Source organism: Streptomyces sp. NBC_00335 (assembly GCF_036127095.1).
Lineage (GTDB): Bacteria > Actinomycetota > Actinomycetes > Streptomycetales > Streptomycetaceae > Streptomyces.
The window spans coordinates 1,823,112-1,844,610 of record NZ_CP108006.1 but is presented as its reverse complement, the minus strand read 5'-3'; the positions used below and the strand labels follow the sequence as shown (position 1 = coordinate 1,844,610).

Annotated in this window: 17 protein-coding genes; 7 read left to right on the top strand and 10 right to left on the bottom strand. The window is 72.3% G+C overall.

What is annotated here, in order from left to right; translation table 11 throughout:
* Nucleotides 1–10: 10 nt before the first annotated feature.
* The 3 genes from OHA37_RS08260 to OHA37_RS08250 are packed head-to-tail and all read left to right on the top strand — an operon-like array spanning nt 11 to nt 2,743.
* Nucleotides 11–778, top strand: a complete 768-nt coding sequence (locus OHA37_RS08260; RefSeq protein ID WP_266903688.1) for a rhamnogalacturonan acetylesterase — start codon at nt 11–13, stop codon at nt 776–778.
* Nucleotides 775–1,491, top strand: coding sequence for an Ig-like domain-containing protein (locus OHA37_RS08255; protein WP_266903687.1), 717 nt, complete (start codon nt 775–777; stop codon nt 1,489–1,491). Before OHA37_RS08260 ends, OHA37_RS08255 begins: the two co-directional genes overlap by 4 nt.
* The gene (locus OHA37_RS08250) at nt 1,484–2,743 is read left to right on the top strand and encodes a phosphodiester glycosidase family protein (protein ID WP_266903686.1); all 1,260 of its coding nucleotides are present in this window, start codon (nt 1,484–1,486) and stop codon (nt 2,741–2,743) included. The genes OHA37_RS08255 and OHA37_RS08250 overlap by 8 nt, the downstream gene beginning before the upstream one ends.
* A gap of 83 nt (nt 2,744–2,826) precedes the next feature.
* Here OHA37_RS08250 and OHA37_RS08245 read toward each other — a convergent pair whose 3' ends face one another.
* The 7 genes from OHA37_RS08245 to OHA37_RS08215 all read right to left on the bottom strand — a co-directional run bounded on the left by OHA37_RS08245 (nt 2,827) and on the right by OHA37_RS08215 (nt 12,296).
* Nucleotides 2,827–4,509 (bottom strand): hypothetical protein, encoded by a 1,683-nt coding sequence (locus OHA37_RS08245; protein WP_266903685.1) that lies wholly within the window; start codon nt 4,507–4,509, stop codon nt 2,827–2,829.
* A gap of 240 nt (nt 4,510–4,749) precedes the next feature.
* The gene (locus tag OHA37_RS08240) at nt 4,750–6,882 is read right to left on the bottom strand and encodes a 3-hydroxyacyl-CoA dehydrogenase NAD-binding domain-containing protein (RefSeq protein ID WP_266903684.1); all 2,133 of its coding nucleotides are present in this window, start codon (nt 6,880–6,882) and stop codon (nt 4,750–4,752) included.
* Nucleotides 6,879–8,105, bottom strand: a complete 1,227-nt coding sequence (locus tag OHA37_RS08235; RefSeq protein ID WP_112447308.1) for a thiolase family protein — start codon at nt 8,103–8,105, stop codon at nt 6,879–6,881. Before OHA37_RS08235 ends, OHA37_RS08240 begins: the two co-directional genes overlap by 4 nt.
* Before the next feature lie 208 nt (nt 8,106–8,313).
* Nucleotides 8,314–9,072 carry a ferritin-like domain-containing protein gene (locus tag OHA37_RS08230; RefSeq protein ID WP_266903683.1) on the bottom strand — a complete coding sequence of 253 codons (759 nt, stop codon included), beginning with the start codon at nt 9,070–9,072 and terminating at the stop codon, nt 8,314–8,316.
* A gap of 144 nt (nt 9,073–9,216) precedes the next feature.
* Complete coding sequence (locus OHA37_RS08225) at nt 9,217–10,527, bottom strand: ribonuclease D (RefSeq protein ID WP_266903682.1); 1,311 nt, start codon at nt 10,525–10,527, stop codon at nt 9,217–9,219.
* Between the two features lie 133 nt (nt 10,528–10,660).
* Complete coding sequence (locus tag OHA37_RS08220) at nt 10,661–11,323, bottom strand: response regulator transcription factor (protein ID WP_214956508.1); 663 nt, start codon at nt 11,321–11,323, stop codon at nt 10,661–10,663.
* Nucleotides 11,324–11,633: 310 nt separating this feature from the next.
* Nucleotides 11,634–12,296 (bottom strand): DUF3000 domain-containing protein, encoded by a 663-nt coding sequence (locus OHA37_RS08215; protein WP_243331447.1) that lies wholly within the window; start codon nt 12,294–12,296, stop codon nt 11,634–11,636.
* Between the two features lie 91 nt (nt 12,297–12,387).
* On the opposite strand from OHA37_RS08215, the gene hemE reads away from it, so the two are divergent.
* Nucleotides 12,388–13,452, top strand: a complete 1,065-nt coding sequence (hemE, locus tag OHA37_RS08210) for a uroporphyrinogen decarboxylase (protein WP_266903681.1) — start codon at nt 12,388–12,390, stop codon at nt 13,450–13,452.
* Between the two features lie 35 nt (nt 13,453–13,487).
* Nucleotides 13,488–14,630: an NADAR family protein gene (locus tag OHA37_RS08205; RefSeq protein ID WP_266903680.1), complete on the top strand. Its 1,143-nt coding sequence runs from the start codon at nt 13,488–13,490 to the stop codon at nt 14,628–14,630.
* Here OHA37_RS08205 and OHA37_RS08200 read toward each other — a convergent pair.
* Both OHA37_RS08200 and OHA37_RS08195 read right to left on the bottom strand, forming a co-directional pair.
* Nucleotides 14,627–16,015 (bottom strand): FAD-dependent oxidoreductase, encoded by a 1,389-nt coding sequence (locus OHA37_RS08200; protein WP_266903679.1) that lies wholly within the window; start codon nt 16,013–16,015, stop codon nt 14,627–14,629. The two genes, OHA37_RS08205 and OHA37_RS08200, sit on opposite strands and share 4 nt — an antisense overlap.
* Nucleotides 16,016–16,080: 65 nt before the next feature.
* Nucleotides 16,081–17,124, bottom strand: a complete 1,044-nt coding sequence (locus OHA37_RS08195; protein WP_266903678.1) for a DUF4349 domain-containing protein — start codon at nt 17,122–17,124, stop codon at nt 16,081–16,083.
* A 175-nt stretch (nt 17,125–17,299) separates the two neighbouring features.
* Between OHA37_RS08195 and hemG the strand changes: the two genes are divergently transcribed.
* Nucleotides 17,300–18,793 carry a protoporphyrinogen oxidase gene (gene hemG / locus OHA37_RS08190; RefSeq protein WP_266903677.1) on the top strand — a complete coding sequence of 498 codons (1,494 nt, stop codon included), beginning with the start codon at nt 17,300–17,302 and terminating at the stop codon, nt 18,791–18,793.
* A 4-nt stretch (nt 18,794–18,797) separates the two neighbouring features.
* The gene (hemQ, locus tag OHA37_RS08185) at nt 18,798–19,511 is read left to right on the top strand and encodes a hydrogen peroxide-dependent heme synthase (protein ID WP_243331434.1); all 714 of its coding nucleotides are present in this window, start codon (nt 18,798–18,800) and stop codon (nt 19,509–19,511) included.
* A gap of 105 nt (nt 19,512–19,616) precedes the next feature.
* On the opposite strand, the gene OHA37_RS08180 is transcribed toward hemQ, so the two are convergent.
* A complete protein-coding gene (locus tag OHA37_RS08180; protein ID WP_266903676.1) occupies nt 19,617–21,422 on the bottom strand; it encodes an alpha/beta hydrolase in 1,806 nt (601 codons plus the stop codon).
* Nucleotides 21,423–21,499 lie beyond the last annotated feature (77 nt).

Genomic DNA, 21,499 nt, shown 5'->3' with positions numbered 1-21,499 from the left:
GCACGAAAGCATGACGAGAATCTTCCTCGCCGGCGACTCCAGCGTCACGAGCCGGCAGGCCAGCATGGCCCCGATGGTGGGATGGGGCCAGACCCTGCAGCTGTTCGTGCAGGGCGCCGAGGTGATCAACTGCGCGCGCGCCGGTTCGAGCACCCGCAGTTTCCTGGAGCGCGGGCGACTCGCCTGGATCCTGGAGAACGCGGCTCCCGGCGACCTGATGCTCATCTCCTTCGGACTCATCGACATGAAGCCCGGTGACGGCCGCTTCACCGAGCCGTTCAAGGAGTACCAGGCCTTCCTGCGCGAGTACGTCCACGCGGCGCGCGACCGGGGCATCCACCCGGTCCTCGTCACCAGCCACGAGCGCCGCGTCTTCGACAAGTTCGCCAACATGCGCCGCCCGCTGACCCTGTACCCGGCGGCCATGCGGGAGGTCGCGGCCCAGCTCACGGTGCCGCTGATCGACCTGAACGAATGGAGTGTCGCCTGGTGGCGGCACGCCGGCCCCGAGGGAACCAAGCAGATCTTCCTCTACCTGGATCCGGGCGAGCATCCCAACTACCCGGACGGTGTCGGGGACAACACCCACCTGCGCGCCCACGGCGCGGTGGAGTGCTCCCGCTTCATCGCGGGGGAGATGCAGGCCCACGAGCTGCTGCCGCCCCCGTACTTCCGCAATCTTCAGTCCCAGTTCGATCCGGAGCGCGCCGTCGAGTTCCTGCCCGACGAAGTCTTCGACCAGCAGACCAAGGAACGGGTCGCGGAGGTACGACGATGACCGACTGGTATCCGCTCGTCCGGGCGTGGGTCTCCCACGAGGGCCGCACCGGCGTGCTCGACCTGGTGTCCGAGGTGGACCCCGCGCTCCCGGTCGCCCCGGGACAGGAGTTCCAGGTCGCGATGAGCATCACGGCGACCGGCGGCTCGTTCCGCACCTACGGTTATCTGCTCGACGAGATGTTCGGCGACGTCGCGACCTTCGAGAAGCTGGACGGGCTGCGCCACCTGACCAACGGGCGCTTCACCACCTTCGCCACGGGCGACGAGCCGCGCACCGCCGTCGGAACCGTGAAGATCGGCAAGGACACCGCCGACGGATCGGTCCTGATCCCGAAGGTCATCGTGGGCATCATGCCGGCCCAGGGGGACAAGCTCGTCGCCTGCGCGGTCGTCCACGACCAGTGCTTCTACGTCCGCCGCTACGCCCTGCCCGGACGCGTCCTGAAGCTGCACCCCGGAACGCGGGCCGTGCTGCCCGCCGAGAGCCCGGCCCCCGGGCTGCGGCTGACCGGGGTCTCCCTGGCCCGCGGCGGGATGATCAGCTGCACCCCGGACGGGGCGGTCACCTACCAGCCCCACCCCTCGTACCTCGGGTACGACCGGTTCTCCTGCCGCTACGAGGACGCCGGGGGCAACACGGTCTGGTCGGACGTCACCGTGTACGTCGGCGACCTCGCCCTGCCCGGAGCATTGCCGGTCCGGCATGGCTAGACGCACCACCGTCGCCGCCCTGCTCTGCCTGGCCGTGGCGGCCACCTCCTGCACCGCCGCACCCGACGACGCCCGCCCGGCGCCCTCGCCGAGCGCCGTCGTCGACCTCCACCTGCCCCAAGGCGTGGAGTACAGCGAGACCTCCCAGGAGTTCGGCCGCAGGGGCTCCTCCGCCGTCAAGGTGCTGAGCGTCAGCCCCGACGCCAAGGCCCGGGTGGCCGGCATCCACAGCAAGGAGCTCGCCGGGACCACGACCGTACGGGACATGGCGAAGGGCTCCGGGGCCCGTGCGGCCGTCAACGGCTCGTTCTTCGACATCGACACGGGACGCCAGTTCGCCGGCTACGACGGAGACCCCCTGGGCCTCTACGCCGAGAACGGGAAGATCCTCAGCGAGGCGAGCAACGGCCGGGCCGCGCTGCTGCTCGGCTACGAGCAGGGGCGGCTGGTGGCGCGCGTGGAGGAGACGCAGACCATCGGCCGGCTGCGCGCCGAGGACACCGCGGAGCGCGAACTGGACGGAGTCAACCGGGTGCCCGGCCGGGTGCTCGGCTGCGGCGGCGTCGGCGGCGACCGGATCGCCACCACCGAGGAGCCCATGTCCGACCCGTACACGGGGCTGTGCACCGATGGTGACGAGATCGTCCAGTTCACCGAGCAGTGGTCGACCCGGACCCCGCCCGGCCCGCCGCGCAGCGCGGAGGCCGTGCTGACCGCGGACGGCACGGTCCGTGAGGTGCGGGTTCCGGCGGGCGGCCGGATCCCGGCGGGCGGCAGCACCCTGTACGGCATCGGCCCCGCCGCCGGGTGGCTGCAGGGCCACGTGCTCAAGGGCAGCCACATCGACGTGGCGCAGGAGATGACGGACGGGGCGGGCCTGCCCATCGGCGAGCCGGTCGACACGGCCGTCGGCGGCAGTCACCGGCTGCTCAGGAACGGCGAGGTCACCGTCGCCTCCGACGCGGCGGGGGGCAAGCCCAACCCGCGCACCCTCGCGGGGGTGAAGGCGGACGGCACCCTGCTGCTCGTCACCATCGACGGCCGGGAGGTGGGAGTGAGCGCCGGTGCCACCCTCGCCGAAGCGGCCCGGTTCATGCTCTCGCTGGGCGCTGTCGACGCGGTCAACCTGGACGGTGGCGGATCCACCACCATGATCGTGAACGGCGAACTCCGCAACCGCCCCCGGGGCGGCGCGAAGGACGACGTCACCGAGCGGCCGGTCTCCAACGGGATCGGGATCTTCGAGGAATAGACGCACGGCGGAAGGGGGGACGAGCCTGCGCTCGTCCCCCCTTCCGCCGTGCGTCCGTCCGCCTCGTGCGAGGACCGGACCGGTCAGTCGAGGCGGACCGTGCCCGCGGGGGCGGAGAACATGGCCCCGCCGCGGCTCATCGAGATGAAGACCTCGTACTCGCCGGCCGCCGCGGTCTTCAGGTCGATGCCCTTGTAGCCCGAGGTGGCGAAGTAGCCGAAGTCGTAGCTGTTGAAATCGCCGCGCCGCATGTGGGGCCGGATCACCGCGGCCTTGCCGGAGATGCCGAGGCGGAACGAGTAGGTGGCCTTGGGGCTGCGCAGCACCATGTAGTAGGTGGCATGGCCGTGCTGGGAGGCGTCCAGGCCGTGGATGAAGAACACGCCCTCGACGTGCAGGACGCGGCCCTTCTGCCAGGTCTTCTCCAGCGAGAAGGCGGTCTCCTGCGATACGTGCCCGATGATCGGGCGCCGTACGAGCTTGACGCTCTTCTCGTCGCCGGTCAGGCAGATCTCGATCGAGCCGAAGGGCCGGCGCAGGTCGAAGGGGCGCCGGGCGACCAGCGGGGTCCGCCGGTCGATGCCCTCGGACGGGCTGGTCACCCGTATCGACAGGTCGAACCTGCCGCCGGGTATGCCGGTCATGGCTATGCCGTTGGGGTGCTCGGGTTCGAAGCCGCCGTTGACGTAATCACAGGCGTACTGGTCGAAGTACAGGCTGTAGGTGTGCTTGGCGGGGGTCACGGAGAGCGGGAATTCCCAGGTCTTTCCGCCGCCTTCGACGACCAGGTGCTTGAAGGTCTGGACCTCGCCGTAGGCCGATTCGCCGGGGATGAACGCGTGGCCGCTGATCTGGAGGTAGTTCGCGCGGATGTCCTGCTTGTTCACCACGGCCAGCAGGGTGTCCGACTGACGCCGCTGCATCAGGGTGTGCCGGCGCGCCGCCGGATCGGGAACGGAGCCGTTCTCCAGGAATCCCAGCCGGGGTTCGGCGCCGTCGGTGAGGGCGGCCAGCAGGCCGCTCACCAGCGGCATGTTGTATCCCGAGACCTCGCCGTGCGCGCGGACCATCTCGGACTTCGTCCGGACCACATTGAAATTCTGGCAGTTCCAGAAAAGGTTCAGATGCGGTGCGATCTCGATCGGATACTGCTCGTCCGCTTCAGAGGTGAAGAGATAGACGTTGTGGCCCTGGGCGCCGTAGGTCTTCAGCAGTTCGGGAATGGCGCCGTTGAGCGCGTCCACGTTCATCTGGGGCATGTCGGCGCCCAGCATGTACCGGCCGGTGTCCGCCCGGTCGCGCACGTAGTCGCCGATGAGGAACTGCGGAACCACGGAGACGATGTTGCGGAACCCGTACTTCAGCCCGTAGTACAGCGCCGCGCTGCCGCCCTTGGAGACTCCGAGGAGACTGACGTCGTTCCGGGTCAGATTCAGGCCGGCCAGGGTGCGGTCGATGAGCGAGAGCACCGAGAACTCGATGTCGAAGGACATGTTCCGGCACATGTAATAGCTGTAGTGCTCGTCGAAGTGGTCACGGATCCACAGAACGTTCGCACGCAGACCGTTCAGCGACTTTCCGGCGAAATGGTAGCCCTGGGGCGCGGCGAAACCGGAGAAGACGACGATGAGGTGGCGGGCGTCGCCCTCGGCGGGGCGGAACTTGTACTCCACGGGCACCAGGCCGGTCGTGTCGGTTCCCGATACGATCGCGCGCCGGTCGATGGCCGCCGCATTCGGCACGAGCGGAGGAAGTTCTGAGTTCATGAAGTGTGCTTTCCTGCCCCTGTTGATATCCGTCGCCGCCTGCCGGAAGCCCCGGAAGTCTACCGAGAGGCCCATCCCGAGGTCGACCCCGGAACTCCAGGCCCGTCTGTGACGTTCGAGACGCTTTTGGTCACGGCCACGGTCACGGTCACCGCGGCCGCGGCAGGAGCCCGGACGAAACTGCTCCCGCACCCGGCCCGAGGGCCTGGTACGGGAGCAGTCGAACCGGTGTCGCAGGGGTTAGACGGGAACGCTCGCCAGGCCCGGGGCCAGGAACTTCTTGCCGTTCACCCGCTCGGAGACGCCCTCGCGGTCCAGGTACGGAGTGATGCCGCCCAGGTGGAAGGGCCAGCCCGCGCCCGTGATGAGGCAGAGGTCGATGTCCTGGGCCTCGGCCACGACACCCTCCTCCAGCATCAGGCCGATCTCCTGCGCCACCGCGTCCAGGACGCGGTCGCGGACCTGCTCCTCGGTCAGGACGACATCGCCCTGTACGAGGAGGGCGGCGACCTCGGGGTCCAGCTCCGGCCTACCGGAGTCGTACGTGTAGAACCCGCGCTTGCCGGCCTTGACGACGGCAGCCAGGTTCGGCGAGACGGTGAAGCGCTCCGGGAAGGCGCGGTTCAGGGTCTCGGACACGTGCAGACCGATCGCCGGGCCCACGAGCTCCAGCAGCACCAGCGGGGACATCGGCAGGCCGAGCGGCTCGATGGCCTTCTCGGCGGTGACCACCGGGGTGCCCTCGTCGATGACGTTCTGGATCTCGCCCATGAAGCGGGTCAGGATGCGGTTCACGACGAACGCCGGGGCGTCCTTGGTGAGGACCGCGGTCTTCTTCAGCTTGCGCGCGACACCGAAGGCCGTGGCCAGCGAGGCGTCGTCGGTCTGCTCGCCGCGGACGATCTCCAGCAGCGGGAGGATCGCGACCGGGTTGAAGAAGTGGAAGCCGACCACGCGCTCCGGGTGCTGGAGCTTGGAGGCCATCTCCGAGACCGACAGCGAGGAGGTGTTGGTGGCGAGGATCGCGTGCGCCGGGGCGACCGCCTCGACCTCCGCGAACACCTTCTGCTTGACGGACATCTCCTCGAACACGGCCTCGATGATGAAGTCCGCGTCCGCGAAGCCCTCGGCCTTGTCCAGGACGCCGGTCACCAGGGCGGTCAGGCGGTTGGCCTTGTCCTGGTTGATGCGGCCCTTGCCCAGCAGCTTCTGGATCTCGGCGCGGACGTAGCCCACACCCTTGTCCACGCGCTCCTGGTCGATGTCGGTGAGGACCACCGGCACCTCCAGGCGGCGCAGGAACAGCAGCGCCAGCTGCGAGGCCATCAGGCCCGCGCCGACGACGCCGACCTTGGTGACCTGGCGGGCCAGGTTCTTGTCCGGGGCGCCGGCCGGGCGCTTGGCGCGCTTCTGGACCAGGTTGAAGGCGTAGATGCCGGAGCGCAGTTCGCCGCCCATGATGAGGTCGGCCAGGGCCGTGTCCTCGGCGTCGAAGCCCTTCTGCAGGTCGCCGTCCTTGGCAGCCTCGATGATCTCCAGCGCGCGGTAGGCGGCCGGGGCCGCGCCGTGCACCTTGGAGTCGGCGATGAAGCGGCCGCGGGCGACCGCCGCGTCCCAGGCCTCGCCGCGGTCGATCTCGTCGCGGACAACCTCGGTCTCGCCCTTCAGCACACGGGCGGTCCACAGGAGCGACTGCTCCAGGAAGTCCGCGCCCTCGAACAGCGCGTCCGCGATGCCGAGTTCGAAGACCTGCTTGCCCTTGAGCTGGCGGTTCTGGTTCAGCGAGTTCTCGATGATGACCGAGACCGCGCGGTCCGCGCCGATCAGGTTCGGCAGCAGGGCGCAGCCGCCCCAGCCGGGAACCAGGCCGAGGAAGACCTCGGGCAGGGAGAAGGCCGGGATGGCCTTGGAGACGGTGCGGTAGGTGCAGTGCAGACCGACCTCGACACCGCCGCCCATCGCCGCGCCGTTGTAGTACGCGAAGGTGGGGACGGCCAGCGCCGCGAGGCGCTTGAAGACGTCGTGGCCGCCCTTGCCGATGGCGAGCGCCTCGTCGTGCTTCTTCAGCAGCTCGACGCCCTTGAGGTCGGCGCCGACCGCGAAGATGAACGGCTTGCCGGTCAGGCCCGCACCGACGATGGAGCCCGCGAGGGCCTCCTGCTCGACCTGGTCGATCGCCGCGTTCAGGTTGGCGAGGGACTGCGGGCCGAAGGTGGTCGGCTTGGTGTGGTCCAGGCCGTTGTCCAGCGTGACGAGCGCGAAGCGCCCGGCGCCGAAGGGCAGGTCCAGGTGGCGTACGAGCGCGCGCGTGACGACCTCGTCCGGGAACAGCTCGGCCGCGCCCTTCAGGAGCTCAGTGGTGGTGGTGCTCACTTGCTGTCTCCCTCGGCGGTGAAGTTCGGGTTCTCCCAGACGACCGTGGCGCCCATGCCGAAGCCGACGCACATGGTGGTCAGGCCGTAGCGGACCTCCGGCTGCTCCTCGAACTGGCGGGCCAGCTGGGTCATCAGGCGCACGCCCGAGGAGGCGAGCGGGTGACCGAAGGCGATGGCGCCGCCGTACTGGTTGACGCGGGCGTCGTCGTCGGCGATGCCGTAGTGCTCCAGGAACGCGAGGACCTGGACCGCGAAGGCCTCGTTGACCTCGAAGAGGCCGATGTCGTCGATCGTCAGACCGGCCTGGGCCAGCGCCTTCTCGGTGGCCGGGATCGGGCCGTAGCCCATGACCTCCGGCTCGACACCCGCGAAGGAGTACGAGACCAGGCGCATCTTGACCGGGAGGTTGTTCTCGCGGGCGAAGTCCTCGGACGCGATGATCGCGGCCGTGGCACCGTCGTTGAGACCGGCGGCGTTGCCCGCGGTGACGTTGCCGTGGACCCGGAACGGGGTCTTGAGGCCCGCCAGGTTCTCCAGGGTGGTCCCCGGACGCATCGGCTCGTCGGCGGTGACCAGGCCCCAGCCCGTCTCACCGGCCGCCTCGTTGTTGTTGCGCACCGAGATCGGCACCAGGTCCTGCTGGATCTTGCCGTCGGCGTACGCCTTGGCGGCCTTCTCCTGCGAGCGCACGGCGTACTCGTCGGCGCGGAGCTTGGTGATCGTCGGGTACCGGTCGTGCAGGTTCTCGGCGGTCATGCCCATGAACAGGGCGGACTCGTCGACCAGCTTCTCGGATACGAAGCGCGGGTTCGGGTCCACGCCCTCGCCCATGGGGTGGCGGCCCATGTGCTCGACACCGCCGGCGAGGGCGACGTCGTACGCACCGAAGGCCACGCCGCCCGCGACGGCGGTCACGGCGGTGAGCGCGCCGGCGCACATGCGGTCGATCGAGTAGCCCGGGACGGACTGCGGGAGGCCCGCGAGAATGCCGGCCGTACGGCCCAGCGTCAGGCCCTGGTCGCCGATCTGCGTGGTCGCGGCGATGGCGACCTCGTCGATCTTCGCGGGGTCCAGGTCCGGGTTGCGGCGCAGCAGCTCCCGGATCGCCTTGACGACGAGATCGTCGGCGCGGGTCTCGTTGTAGATGCCCTTCGGGCCCGCCTTGCCGAACGGGGTGCGGACGCCGTCGACGAAGACGACGTCCCTGACGGTACGAGGCACGTTGGCTCTCCTCCAGGTGCGGGTGTGCACTGCTGCGCGGGGGCGTGCCCATTACTGAGCGCCCGCTCACCTCTCCATGCTACTTGCCGGTAACCGGCATGCACAGCCCCCACGGGAGGAGCGGCGAAGGTCACACTCCGCCGCCCCGCTCCTCGGGACCGCCGGGCCGCCCCTCAGGGCCGCCGCACCGGTCATCGCGGCCCCGGCGCTACCCGAGCAGGACCCGCCGGCCGGGCCGCGGCGCGGTGGGCCGGTCCGCGCTCATGGCGGCGGCCATGGGGGAGGAGGAGCGGACGGTGTCCGCCACGAAGACGCGGCGGCTGACGCCCAGGGTGCGCAGCGCCGGGCCGTGGTCCACCGCGACCAAGGCGGCCGCGCCGGTGAGCAGGACCCGCCAGGCCAGGGCCGCCGCCCGGCGGGCGGGGGCGGGCAGGGGCGCCAGGGCCTCGCGCAGGCGCAGGCAGTGGAAGGGGACGTGGCGCACCTCGTCGGCGTGGATCCGGCCCGCCACCTCCGAGGTCAGCGGGTCGGCGGCTCCGTCGCGCACCGCCTCGTAGTACCGCAGGGCGACCGCCTCCGCGACCATCAGCACCAGCAGCTCCACCTTCAGCCCGAGCAGCCTGCGCAGCCCGACGAAGGCGGCATCGCTCCAGTGACCGGCCAGGGTCCCCCCGCCCTCGGCCTCCAGGAGCCGGGCCAGCATCCGCGCGTGGTTCTGCTCCTCCGCCACGAAGAGCCGTACGGCCCGCGCGTACACCGGATCGCCCGCCCGCTCGGCCTTGGCGACCAGCTCGGCGCCGTCCCCGCCCTCTCCCAGCTGGAACCGCTGCAGGCTTCCGGTGAGCTCCGCGGGGAGCGTCGGGACCCGGCTCCAGTCCGGATCGCCCCTCTCGGCCCGCCGCTCGCGCTCGGCCTCGAACTCGGCCACCCACTCCTCGTATCCCCACCCGTGTTTGATCACGTTCAAAAACTACAAGACTTTGAGCGTGTTCAAAAGATGTGCGGACCGGACTCTCCGAAGGGACCTGGACGCACAAGAGCCCCCCGTCCACAGGACGGGGGGCTCTTGCACGCGATCACGGGCGGCCGACTCGGGCCACGGCGCGACGCCTCAGTCGGCCGGCTCCGGCTCCGGCTCGGGCGGCGGCGTCGTCGCCAGTGCGGTCGTCAGCGCCGCCGTCACCTGTTCGATCTGCCACGGGCGGGCGCCGTAGCCGGCCAGGGCCTCGGCCACCGCGTCCGCCTCCAGGCGCTCGGGCGGCTCCCAGCACAGCCGGCGGACCGTGTCGGGGGTGATCAGGTTCTCCTGCGGCAGGTTCAGCCCCTCCGCCAGCGCCGACACGGCCGTCCGGGCCGCGGCCAGCCGCGCCGCGGCCGCCGGGTCCTTGTCCGCCCAGGAACGCGGCGGCGGCGGACCCGCCGGGGTCGCCCCCGGCTGCGGCAGCTCGGCCTCGGGCAGGGCCTTCGCCCGGTCCACGGCGGCCATCCACTGGTCCAGCTGGCGCCGGCCCATGCGCTGGCCGTAGCCGGGCAGGGCGGAGAGGGCCTGCACGTTCAGCGGCAGCGCGAGCGCGGCCTCGACGATCGCGGCGTCACCCAGCACCTTGCCCGGTGACACGTCACGTCGCTGCGCGATGCGGTCCCGGGACTCCCACAGCTCCCGGACGACGGCCATCTGCCGGCGCCGGCGCACCTTGTGCATGCCGGAGGTGCGGCGCCACGGGTCCTTGCGCGGCGGCGCGGGCGGGGCGGCGCAGATGGCGTCGAACTCCTGGTGGGCCCATTCCAGCTTGCCCTGCCGGTCCAGCTCCTTCTCCAGCGCGTCCCTCAGGTCCACGAGCAGCTCCACGTCGAGCGCGGCGTAGCGCAGCCACGGCTCGGGGAGCGGGCGGGTCGACCAGTCGACGGCGGAGTGGCCCTTCTCCAGCACGTAGCCGAGGACCCCCTCGACCATCGCGCCGAGTCCGACCCGCGGGAAGCCGGCGAGGCGGCCGGCCAGCTCGGTGTCGAAGAGGGAGGTGGGTGCCATGCCTATTTCGCGCAGGCACGGCAGGTCCTGGGTGGCGGCGTGCAGGATCCACTCGGTGCCGGACAGGGCCTCGCCGAGGGAGGAGAGGTCGGGGCAGCCCACCGGGTCGATGAGCGCGGAGCCCGCACCCTCGCGGCGCAGCTGGACGAGGTAGGCGCGCTGGCCGTAGCGGTAGCCGGAGGCGCGCTCGGCGTCCACGGCGACGGGGCCGGTGCCCGCGGCGAAGGCCGCGACCACCTCGGCGAGCGCGGCGGCGTCGGCGACCACCGGAGGGATGCCCTCACGGGGTTCTAGCAAGGGAATCGGCAGCCCGTCGGACGAAACCTCGTCGTCCGGGGGGCCGCCCCCGGTGGTGGTGCGCAGGCCTGCTGCGGTTTCTTGGGCGTCGGTCACCGGTCAAGGGTATCCGTGGATGCGCCGCGCCCGTCGCCGGAACGTTCCGGCGACGGGCGCGAGGGGGGAGTACGGACGTTTCCCCAGGTTCTCCGGGAGTTCTCCCGGGGGACTTCGGGGGATATCGGCCGGGTCAGTGGATGATCCCGGTCCGCAGGGCGACGGCGACCATCCCGGCCCGGTCGCCGGTGCCCAGCTTGCGGGCGATCCGTGCGAGGTGGGACTTGACGGTCAGGGCGGACAGGCCCATCGAAACGCCGATGGCCTTGTTGGACTGGCCCTCCGCGACGAGGCGCAGGACCTCGACCTCGCGGCCGGAGAGCTCTCGGTAGCCGCCCGGGTGGCTCGGGGCACCCGGGGGGCGGCGGTGCATACGGGCCGCGGCGGCGCCGATGGGGGCGGCGCCGGGCCGGGACGGGAGCCCGATGTTGGTCCGGGTGCCGGTGACGACGTAGCCCTTCACTCCGCCCGCGAGGGCGTTGCGCACGGCGCCGATGTCGTCGGCGGCGGACAGGGCCAGGCCGTTCGGCCAACCGGCGGCGCGGGTCTCGGAGAGCAGGGTGAGACCGGAACCGTCGGGCAGGTGCACGTCGGCCACGCAGATGTCGCGCGGGCTGCCGATGCGTGGACGGGCCTCCGCGATGGACGAAGCCTCGATCACGTCGCGTACTCCGAGGGCCCACAAATGGCGGGTCACGGTGGAGCGTACGCGCGGGTCGGCCACGACGACCATGGCCGTCGGCTTGTTCGGGCGGTAGGCGACCAGGCTTGCGGGCTGCTCGAGAAGAACGGACACCTAGGCCTCCTGGGGGGGGGAGTGGCGGGACGGCCGGCTCGGGGAAGGAAGCCGGTGCGAACCGTGCGGATGGTCTATGACTCCTTCGGCACGTCACCCGCCCGGCTTTAGGGAATGATCACGATTTGGTGAGTAACAATTCGGGCAATTCGGACGCACGATCGATCATAGGGTGATCAGAAGCCCGCAACGGGCGCCCTCTAACGACATCCGGCCCCGCGGCCGGGGCGCGGGTCGACACGGATCGGTGCAGGTCGGTGCGGGTGGGTGCGGGGCGACACGGGTCGGCGCCGCCCCCTGCCTCGCGGAATTACCCCTGAGGGTGATGGGGGCCGCGCCGCTGGGGCAGTGAGACCACGCCGGTCACCGTCTCGGTCGGTCCGACCGGCGGCAGCCCCGCGATCTGACACAGCAGTTCGCACCAGGCCGACAAATGTGCGGCGGTGTCCGGCACCCCGCCCACCCCCTCGCGCGGCGTCCACGAGGCCCTGATCTCGATCTGCGTCGCCGGCCGCCGCTCTCCGAGCCCGCCGAAGTAGTGCGAGGCGGCCATGGTCACGGTCCCGCTCGCCTCCCCGTACGTCAGCCCGCGCGCGTCCAGCGCCCCCGTCAGCCAGGACCAGCACACCTCGGGGAGGAGCGGGTCCACGGCCATCTCCGGCTCCAGTTCCGCCCGTACGAGCGTCACCAGCCGGAAGGTGCCCTGCCAGGCGTCGTGCCCGGCCGGGTCGTGCAAGAGGATGAGCCGGCCGTCTGCCAGGTCCTCGTCACCGTCCACGACCGCCGCTTCCAGCGCGTACGCGTGGGGTGCCAGCCTCTGTGGCGGTTTGGTGGGATCGATCTCGATCCCCTGCCGCAGCCTCGCCTTCTTCAAGCCGTCGACCGCCCGCCGGAACGGGAGTGGGACGGAGCTGTCTTTCGCGCTGTCCGTACCGTCAGCGCCATCTGAAAATCGTCCCTGAGCCGCAGCCATGCGGGGAAGACTAGGCGGAACGAGCGCCCGTACGGCGCAGCCACACCCGCGCCGGGCCGGGCACTTCTTCATACGTGCGAAGATTTGAGTCGTGAGCGCCAACACCCGCCCCACGGGCACGCCGAGCCAGACGTACGATTCCGCCTTCCTGAAGGCGTGCCGGCGCGAGCCGGTGCCGCACACCCCCGTGTGGTTCATGCGGCAGGCGGGGCGCTCGCTCCCCGAGTACCGCAAGGTGCGCGAGGGCACGCAGATGCTGGAATCCTGCATGCGGCCCGACCTGGTCACCGAGATCACCCTGCAGCCGGTCCGGCGCCACAACGTGGACGCGGCCATCTTCTTCTCCGACATCGTGGTCCCGCTGAAGGCCATCGGCATCGACCTGGACATCAAGCCGGGCGTCGGCCCGGTCGTGGCCCAGCCGATCCGCCGCCGCGAGGACCTCGCACAGCTGCGCGACCTCACCCCGGAGGACGTCTCGTACGTCACCGAGGCGATCGGCATGCTCACGAGTGAACTGGGCTCCACGCCGTTGATCGGTTTCGCGGGCGCGCCTTTCACCCTCGCGAGCTACCTGGTCGAGGGCGGCCCCTCCAAGAACCACGAGCACACCAAGGCCCTCATGTACGGGGACCCGGAGCTGTGGGCCGACCTGCTGGACCGCCTCGCCGAGATCACCTCCGCCTTCCTGAAGGTCCAGATCGAGGCCGGCGCCTCCGCGATCCAGCTCTTCGACTCCTGGGTCGGCGCGCTCGCCCCGGCGGACTACCGCCGCTCGGTGATGCCCGCCTCCGCGAAGGTCCTGGAGTCCGTCGCCTCGTACGGGGTCCCGCGCATCCACTTCGGCGTGGGCACGGGCGAGCTGCTCGGCCTCATGGGCGAGGCCGGCGCGGACGTCATGGGCGTCGACTACCGGGTCTCCCTGAACGAGGCCGTCAAGCGGGTCGGCCCCGGCAAGGCGCTCCAGGGCAACCTGGACCCGGCGGTCCTCTTCTCCACCACCGAGGCGGTGGAGACCAAGACCCGCGAGGTGCTGGACGCCGCGGCGGACCTGGAGGGCCACATCTTCAACCTGGGCCACGGCGTCCTCCCGACGACGAACCCGGACGCCCTGACCCGCCTGGTGGACTACGTCCACACCCAGACGGCCGTCTAGGCCCGAGCCTGACCGACGTCGGTACCGTGCCGTGCATGACATGGCACGGGCCGACGTTTCGCATATCCGACGGAGAAACCATCGACGGGGCCTGGCGCCTCGTGTGGCGCAAGCACGACTGGCAGGACGACTACTACCCCGAGGACCTGTTCGTCTACGCGGACGGCAGGATCAGCCGCGGGGGCTACGAGGCGACCGACCTCGCCGGGCTCGCGGGACTGCTGGCATCGGGGAAGCTGGCACTTTCCCGGCCGGACGGCCGGGAGTGGACCCCGCCGCCTTCGAAGTGGCTCGCCCGTTACCCCGAGCCGCTGACCGACGAGAGCTTCCTCGGGGAAGTGGCCGACGAGATCTCCCGGCTGGCGGGCCGGCCCACCACCGTGGACCTGCTCCACGAGGCCATCAGCGGCTACCAGCGGGACACCACGGAGGCCAACCGGTCCCTGCTCCGCGACGCGTACCTGGCCGTCCCGGCCCACCTGCGGGTCTACGTCCTGGGCGACATGGACCGGCAGGACCGGCCGCTGCGGATCCTGGTGACCGATCTCGGCGAGCCCGTGGACGGGGACGGTCCGGCGGCCACGCCGGAGATGCACCGGGACGCCCTGGACTACTTCGCCGACGGGGACGAGCGCGCCGAGCGGGAGCAGGCTGTCCGTCACGCGGACGCGCCGGTCGGTGACCCGCAGCCCCCGGTCGTCCTCCACGAGACCGTGTACCCCCGGGGGTGGCCGGCCGAGCTCGGAGCCTTCGCGCTGCGCAACGACTACGACGCCCCCTTCACGTACGAAGGGGAGACCTACCCCACCGTGGTGCACGGCTACTGGGCCCTCTTCGCCGCCGACCGGGCCGACCACGACCGGATCCGCGCCGCGGCGAACGCCCGCGAGGCGCGGGAACTGGGCGGAGCGGCCGCCGGGCGCACGGACTGGGCCGCCCGGAGGGTCGCCGTCATGGCGGCGCTGCTGCGGGCCAAGTTCGGGCAGCACCCGCGGCTCGCGGAACTGCTGGTCGCCACGGGGGAGGGATCGATCCGCTACACCGGCTTCTCCGACGCCCCCTTCTGGCGCGACGAGGGCCCCCGCGGCGGCCGGAACTGGACGGGCCGCCTGCTGGAGCTGATCCGCTCCGAACTCGCCGCCGCGGGCGCGGCCGCCGCCGAGGACCGGACCGACTAGACCCCCGCCGCCCGCACCGCGGACACCGCCTTGCGGGCGGCGACCAGCACCGGGTCCCAGACCGGGGAGAAGGGCGGGGCGTAGCCCAGGTCCAGGGAGACGATCTGGTCCACCGTCATACCGGCCGTCAGGGCCACCGCGGCGATGTCCACCCGCTTCGCGGAGCCCGCGCCGCCGACGATCTGGCAGCCCAGGAGGCGGCCCGTGCGGCGTTCCGCCAGCATCTTCACCGTCATCTCCGCCGCCTCCGGGTAGTAGCCCGCCGTGTTCGTCGAGCTGATCGTCGCCGTGACGAAGCGGAGGCCGACGGACAGGGCGTCCCGCTCGCGCAGGCCCGTACGGGCGATCTCCAGGTCGCAGACCTTGCTCACGGCCGTGCCGACCACGCCCGGGAAGGTCGCGTAGCCGCCGCCCACGCCCGAGCCGATGACCTGGCCGTGCTTGTTCGCGTGCGTGCCCAGCGGGATGTGCCGCATGCGGCCCGCCACCAGGTCCAGGACCTCCACGCAGTCACCGCCCGACCAGATGTTCTCGTGGCCGCGGACCCGCATCGAGAGGTCGGTCAGCAGACCGCCCGACTCGCCCAGCGGCAGGCCCGCCGCGCGGGCCAGGGCCGTGCGCGGCTCGACGCCGATGCCCATGACGACCACGTCCGCCGGGTACTCCTCCCCGGCCGACGTGGCCACCGCGCGGGCCCGGCCCTCCTCGTCGGTGAGGATCTCCGTCACCTCGGCGCGGGCGACCGTACGGATGCCCATGGCGTTCATCGCGCTGTGCACCAGCCCGCCCATGTCCGGGTCCAGCGTGGACATCGGCTGCTCGCCCCGGTGCAGCACGGTGACCTCGAAGCCCCGCCCGAGCAGCGCCTCCGCCATCTCCACGCCGATGTAGCCGGCGCCCACGACCACCGCCCGGCGGCCCGCCGTCCGTTCCAGATCCGCCATCAGCCGCTGCCCGTCGTCCAGCGTCTGCACCCCGTGCACCCCGTGCGCGCCGATGCCGGGCAGCCGGGGGCGGACCGGGCGGGCGCCGGTGGCGAGGACGAGCTTGTCGTACCCCGTCCAGTACTCGGCACCCGATTCCAGATCCCGGGCGCGCACCCGCGCTCCCGCGAGGTCCAGCTCCACGACCTCCGTCCGCGTCCGCAGGTCGATGTCCCGCGCGCGGTGCTCCTCGGGCGTCCGGGCGATCAGCTCGTCCCGGCCTTCGACCAGGCCGCCGATCCAGTACGGGATCCCGCACGCGGAGTACGAGGTGAAGTGCCCGCGCTCGAAGGCGGTGATCTCCAGCTCCGCCGGGCCCTTGAGCCGCCGGGCCTGTGACGCGGCGGACATCCCCGCCGCGTCACCGCCGACCACCACCAGCCGTTCCGTGCCGTTCCCCATGTGCCCGTACCGTCCTTCCCCGCCGCCTGTTGCCTGCGGGCCCCACGCTACGGGCGCACGGGTGATCAGTCCTGGACCTGCGGCGGCGTCGCGTCCGGGCGCGCGGGCTCCGCCGGAGTGGCGGCCGTGTGTCCCGGCCACTTCGGCCCGCTCTGCGCGGGAAGGCGCCGCGCGGCGCCGGGCTTCTCCTGCGCCGGCCGCCACTTGCGGTACTGCCGGAACGCGAGCAGCAGGAACGCGCCGCTGAGCAGGAACGGCGAGGCCGCGGCGAGCGCCATCAGCAGGTACAGGACCGCGGCGGCGAAGACCTTCCAGCCGCCGGCCAGAGCGTCGGAGAAGCCCGGATCCGGCTTCTCCTTCTCCTTGACGGGCTGCTTCCCCGGCTCCGAGAACGTCAGCGTGATCGTGCCGAGCGAGGTCTGGTCCTTCAGCGCCGTCTGCTGGGCGAGCAGCGACTCCAGATCGGCCTGGCGCTTGCTGAGTTCGGACTCCAGCGTGACCACCTCGGTCAGCCCCGAGGCCTTCTCCATCATCTCGCGCACCCGCACCACGCTCGCCTGCTGGGACTTGACCCGGCTGTCGACGTCCGCGACCTTCTGCGTCACGTCCTGCGCCTCGACCTTGCGGGCGAGCAGCTTTCCGCTGCCCTCCATCGCGGCCAGGACCGCGTCGAAGCGCTCGCCCGGCACCCGCAGGGTCACCGTCGAGGTCATCGACCCGCCGGGTTCGCGGGCGGTGGTCTCGTTGCCCACGTACCCGCCCGCGTTCTCCGCCGCCGTCCGGGCGCCCGCCGTCGCCTTCTGGACGTCCGCCGTCTCCACGCCCAGCGTCGCCGTCCGGATGATCTGCGTGCGGGCGGCGGGAGCCTGCGGCTGGTTCTTGTCGGCGGCCGGAGCCGGTGCGCCCGATGCCGCCGGGGCAGGAGCGGCCGCCCCACCCTGCCCGGCGGCCTCCTGCCCCTTCGAATCCGCCGCGACCGCCGCCTTGTCCGAGGCGGTGCCGTCGGCGCCGCAGCCCGTGAGGACGAGCGCCCCGGTCAGGGAGAGCGCCGCCAGAGCCGTCGCCGAACGCCGTCCGTACCGCCCGTAACGTCTGTGCTGGGTGTGCATCGTTGGGTCCCCCTGGTCATCGTCGGAATCGCTGGATGCGGGTCCGTCCGTGCCTCGACGTTCTGACGTACGGGGCCTCGTCCCGGGTTTCGTACGTACGGTCCCGAGGTGATCCCGAAGCGGTCACGGTCAGGCCTCGGCGATCGCCCCATGAGCGGTCTGAGACGATGTGTCCATGCACGAAGCGGACACGCGTACGGACCGGCCGGCCCCCGCCGGGCACGTCGTCGTCATCGGCGGCGGGATCGCGGGCCTCGCGGCGGCCCACCGGCTGCTCGCCGAGGGCCTTCGCGTCACCCTCCTGGAAGCCGGCCCGCGCCTCGGCGGCAAGCTGCGCTCGGGCGAACTGGCGGGCCTGCGCGTGGACCTCGGCGCCGAATCCGTACTCGCCCGCCGCCCCGAAGCACTCGAACTGGCCCGCGCCGTGGGCCTCGGCGATGCCCTGCAGCCACCCGCCACCGCCACCGCCCGCCTCTGGACCCGCGGCGTGCTGCGCCCCCTGCCGGGCGGTCACGTCATGGGCGTACCAGGCGACCTGGGCCCGCTCGCCGCCTCCGGGGTGCTGTCCGCCGAGGGCCTGGCCCGCGCCGGAGCCGAAGACGCCCTGGAACCGCAGGAGATCGGCGAGGACGTGGCGCTCGGCGAGTACGTCGCCGCCCGGCTGGGCCACGAGGTCGTCGACCGGCTCGTGGAACCCCTCCTCGGCGGGGTCTACGCCGGCAACGCCTACCGCATCTCGATGCGGGCCGCCGTCCCCCAGCTCTTCGACGTCGCCCGCAGCCACGCCTCCCTCGGCGAGGGTGTACGGGAACTGCAGGCCCGGGCGGCCCGCGCGGGGCAGACCGGACCCGTCTTCTCCGGCATCGACGGCGGCATCGGCAGGCTCCCGCTCGCCGTCGCCGAGGCCTGCCGGGCGGCCGGAGCCCGCATCCTCCTCGACACCCCCGCGCGCGAGCTGACCCGTACCGCCACCGGCTGGCGGGTGGTCGCCGACGCCCCGGGCGGCGCCGAGGTCATCGAGGCCGACGGGGTGGTCGTGGCCGTCCAGGCCGGGCCCGCCGCCCGGCTGCTCGACCGGATCGCGCCCACCGCCGCCACCGAGCTGCGCGGGGTCGAGTACGCCTCCATGGCCCTGGTCACGATGGCCCTGCGCCGCTCCGACCTGCCGGCCGGGATCGCCGACGGCGGCGCGAGCGGATTCCTCGTACCGCCCGTCGACGGCCGGACGATCAAGGCCTCGACCTTCTCCAGCAACAAGTGGGCCTGGGCCGGGACCGATCCCGACCTCTTCCTGCTGCGCACCTCCGTCGGCCGCCACGGCGACGAGGGCGACCTGAAGCGCTCCGACGAGGAACTGGTCGAGGTCTCCCTCGCCGACCTCGGTCAGGCCGTGGGCCTCGCGCCCACCGTCCGCCCGGTGGCCACCACCGTCACCCGCTGGGACGGCGGCCTGCCCCAGTACCCCGTCGGCCACCTCGGCAAGGTGGCCCGGATCCGTACCGCCGTCGCGGCCCTGCCGGGCCTCGCGGTGTGCGGAGCGCTGTACGACGGGGTCGGCATCCCGGCCTGCATCGCGAGCGCGGGCAAGGCCGCCGACGTGGTGATCGCCACGTTGGGCGCCGCTGGGGTACCCCTGGCACCGACCACTGATCAGCACACGGGACAATAGACACATGACTGCACCAGAGAAGATTCCCAACGCGGGGAAGAAGGCGAAGGACCTCAACGAGGTCATCCGCTACACCCTGTGGTCCGTCTTCAAGCTGAAGGACGTGCTCCCCGAGAACCGCGCCGGCTTCGCCGACGAGGTCCAGGAGCTGTTCGACCAGCTGGCCGCCAAGGACATCACCGTCCGCGGCACCTATGACGTCTCCGGCCTGCGCGCCGACGCGGACATCATGATCTGGTGGCACGCGGAGACCTCCGACGAGCTGCAGACCGCCTACAACCTGTTCCGCCGCACCAAGCTGGGCCGCGCGCTGGAGCCGGTCTGGTCGAACATGGCCCTGCACCGCCCGGCCGAGTTCAACAAGTCCCACATCCCGGCCTTCCTGGCCGACGAGACGCCGCGCGACTACGTCAGCGTCTACCCCTTCGTGCGCAGCTACGACTGGTACCTGCTGCCCGACGAGGACCGCCGCCGCATGCTCAAGGACCACGGCATGATGGCCCGCGGCTACCCCGACGTGCGCGCCAACACCGTCGCCTCCTTCTCGCTCGGCGACTACGAGTGGCTGCTGGCCTTCGAGGCCGACGAGCTGTACCGCATCGTCGACCTCATGCGTCACCTGCGCGCCTCCGAGGCCCGCATGCACGTCCGCGAAGAGGTGCCCTTCTACACCGGGCGCCGCAAGTCCGTCGCCGATCTGGTGGCCGGACTCGCCTAGAGACCTCCCCTGGGGGGAAGGACCGGAGGACCGCTGACCGGCGTCCTCCGGGGATCGGGAGGCCCTGCCCCCGAATCGACGCAGCCGGAGATCCCGCCCGGAAGTTCAGACGACTGGCGGCAGCAGTGCCCTGGGGTGCCCCTGGGCGGTCGCTGCCCGGTCGTCCAGCGACACCGGTGCGGGCTCCGGATGCGGCGCACATGTGACACGTGACCCTGCCGTGTCACCCGTCAGCAAGTACCGCTCCACGTGGGCGTCCACGCAGTCATTGCGTCCGCCGACCACCCCGTGGGTGCCGGCCCCCGTCTCCGTCACCAGCCCGGCCCGCGGCCCGAGCCGCCGCTGGAGCTCCAGGGCGCCCCCGTACGGGGTGGCACCGTCGCGCTCGGCCGCAACGATCAGCATCCCGGGTAGCGGGGCGCCCGGCCGCGGCCCGACGTCCACCGGGCGCTGCCGTTCGCGCACCGGCCAGAAGGCGCAGGGCAGGTTCAGGAAGGCGTTGGCCCAGGTCTCGAAGGGGGCCGTGCGGGCCAGTTCGGTGTTGTCGCGGTCCCAGCTCTCCCAGTCGGCGGGCCACGGGGCGTCGTTGCACAGGGTCGCCGTGTAGACGGCCGTCGCGTTCTCGCCCTCGACGGCCGCGGACGGGTCCGGGGCGGCGAGCGAGAGGAGCGGGCGCGGGTCGCCGCGCAGGAACGCCGCAAGGGCCGCCGCACGGCCCGGCCAGACCTCGTCGTAGTACGCGGCCCGCAAGTACGCGGAGTGCAGCTGTCCGGTGCCGACCACCCCGCCCGCCGGCTCGCGGGCCACCGCCGCCCGCACCCGGTCGTAACTCGCCTGCACCGCCTCGGCGGTGGAGCCGAGCCCGTACACGGCGTGGTGGCGGGCCGCCCAGGCGCGGAAGTCGGCCCAGCGCCGCTCGAAGCCGGGGGCCTGGGCGAGGTTGTTGCGGTACCAGACCTTGTCCGGGTCGGGGTCGACCGCCGAGTCGAAGACCATCCGGCGGACGTGGCCGGGGTAGAGGGTGGCGTAGACCGCACCGAGGTACGTGCCGTACGAGGCCCCCATGAAGGTCAGCCGGCCCTCGCCGAGCGCGGCACGCAGCACGTGCAGGTCGCGGACGTTGTTCAGGGTCGTGTACGAGCCCAGGGCCGCCCCGGCCCGCTCACCGCAGCCGCGGGCGTAGGCCCGCGCGGCGGCGATCCGGGTCTCCTTCGCGGCGGCGTCCGGCCGCGCGCCGGCCGCCTCCGCCGGGGCCCGGTCGTACCGCTCGGGGTCCTGGCAGGACAGCGGGCGCCCCGAGCGGCCCACCCCGCGCGGGGCGTAGCCGACGAGGTCGTAGGCGGCCCCGACGCGGCGCCACTCGGGCAGGCCGGCGACGAGCGGGAAGAACAGCCCGTTGCCGCCCGGCCCGCCGGGGTTGTACACGAGCGCACCCTGCCGCCGGGCCCCGCCCGCGCCGGTCGCGGCGACCCGGCTGACGAGGATCGCGGTCTGCGCCCCGAAGGGCCGGGCGTAGTCGACCGGGACGCGGAGCGTGCCGCACCGCACGTCGGGCCCGAGTCCCTCGGAGACGGGGCACGGCCCGAACTCCAGCCCGTCGCGGGCGTGCTGACGTTCCGGCGGCGACACCCCGGCCGGGCCCGGGAGCCCCGCGAGCGCGGCGACGGCAGCGGCCCGCCGGGCCACGAGGTCGGCCCCGGCGGCCTCCGCGGCCAACCGGGCGGTGGCGGCGGGGCCCGGGGGCAAGGGGCCCGCAGGCGAGGGGCCCGAAGAGGCCGGGCCCGCGGCCACCCGCACAGGGCCCGGGGGAGCGGTCCCGGCGGCGGCCTCGGCGCCGGAGGTCATCGGCAAGGAAGCGGCCAGCGCCAGGGCGGCCAGCGCGACCGTGGCGGGCACCCGGGGCATGCGCATGGCGGGCCTCTCATCTCAACGGACCTTCCGATGAGATCCGGCGGGCGGCCCCCTGTACAGGACCGGCGGCCGGTGTC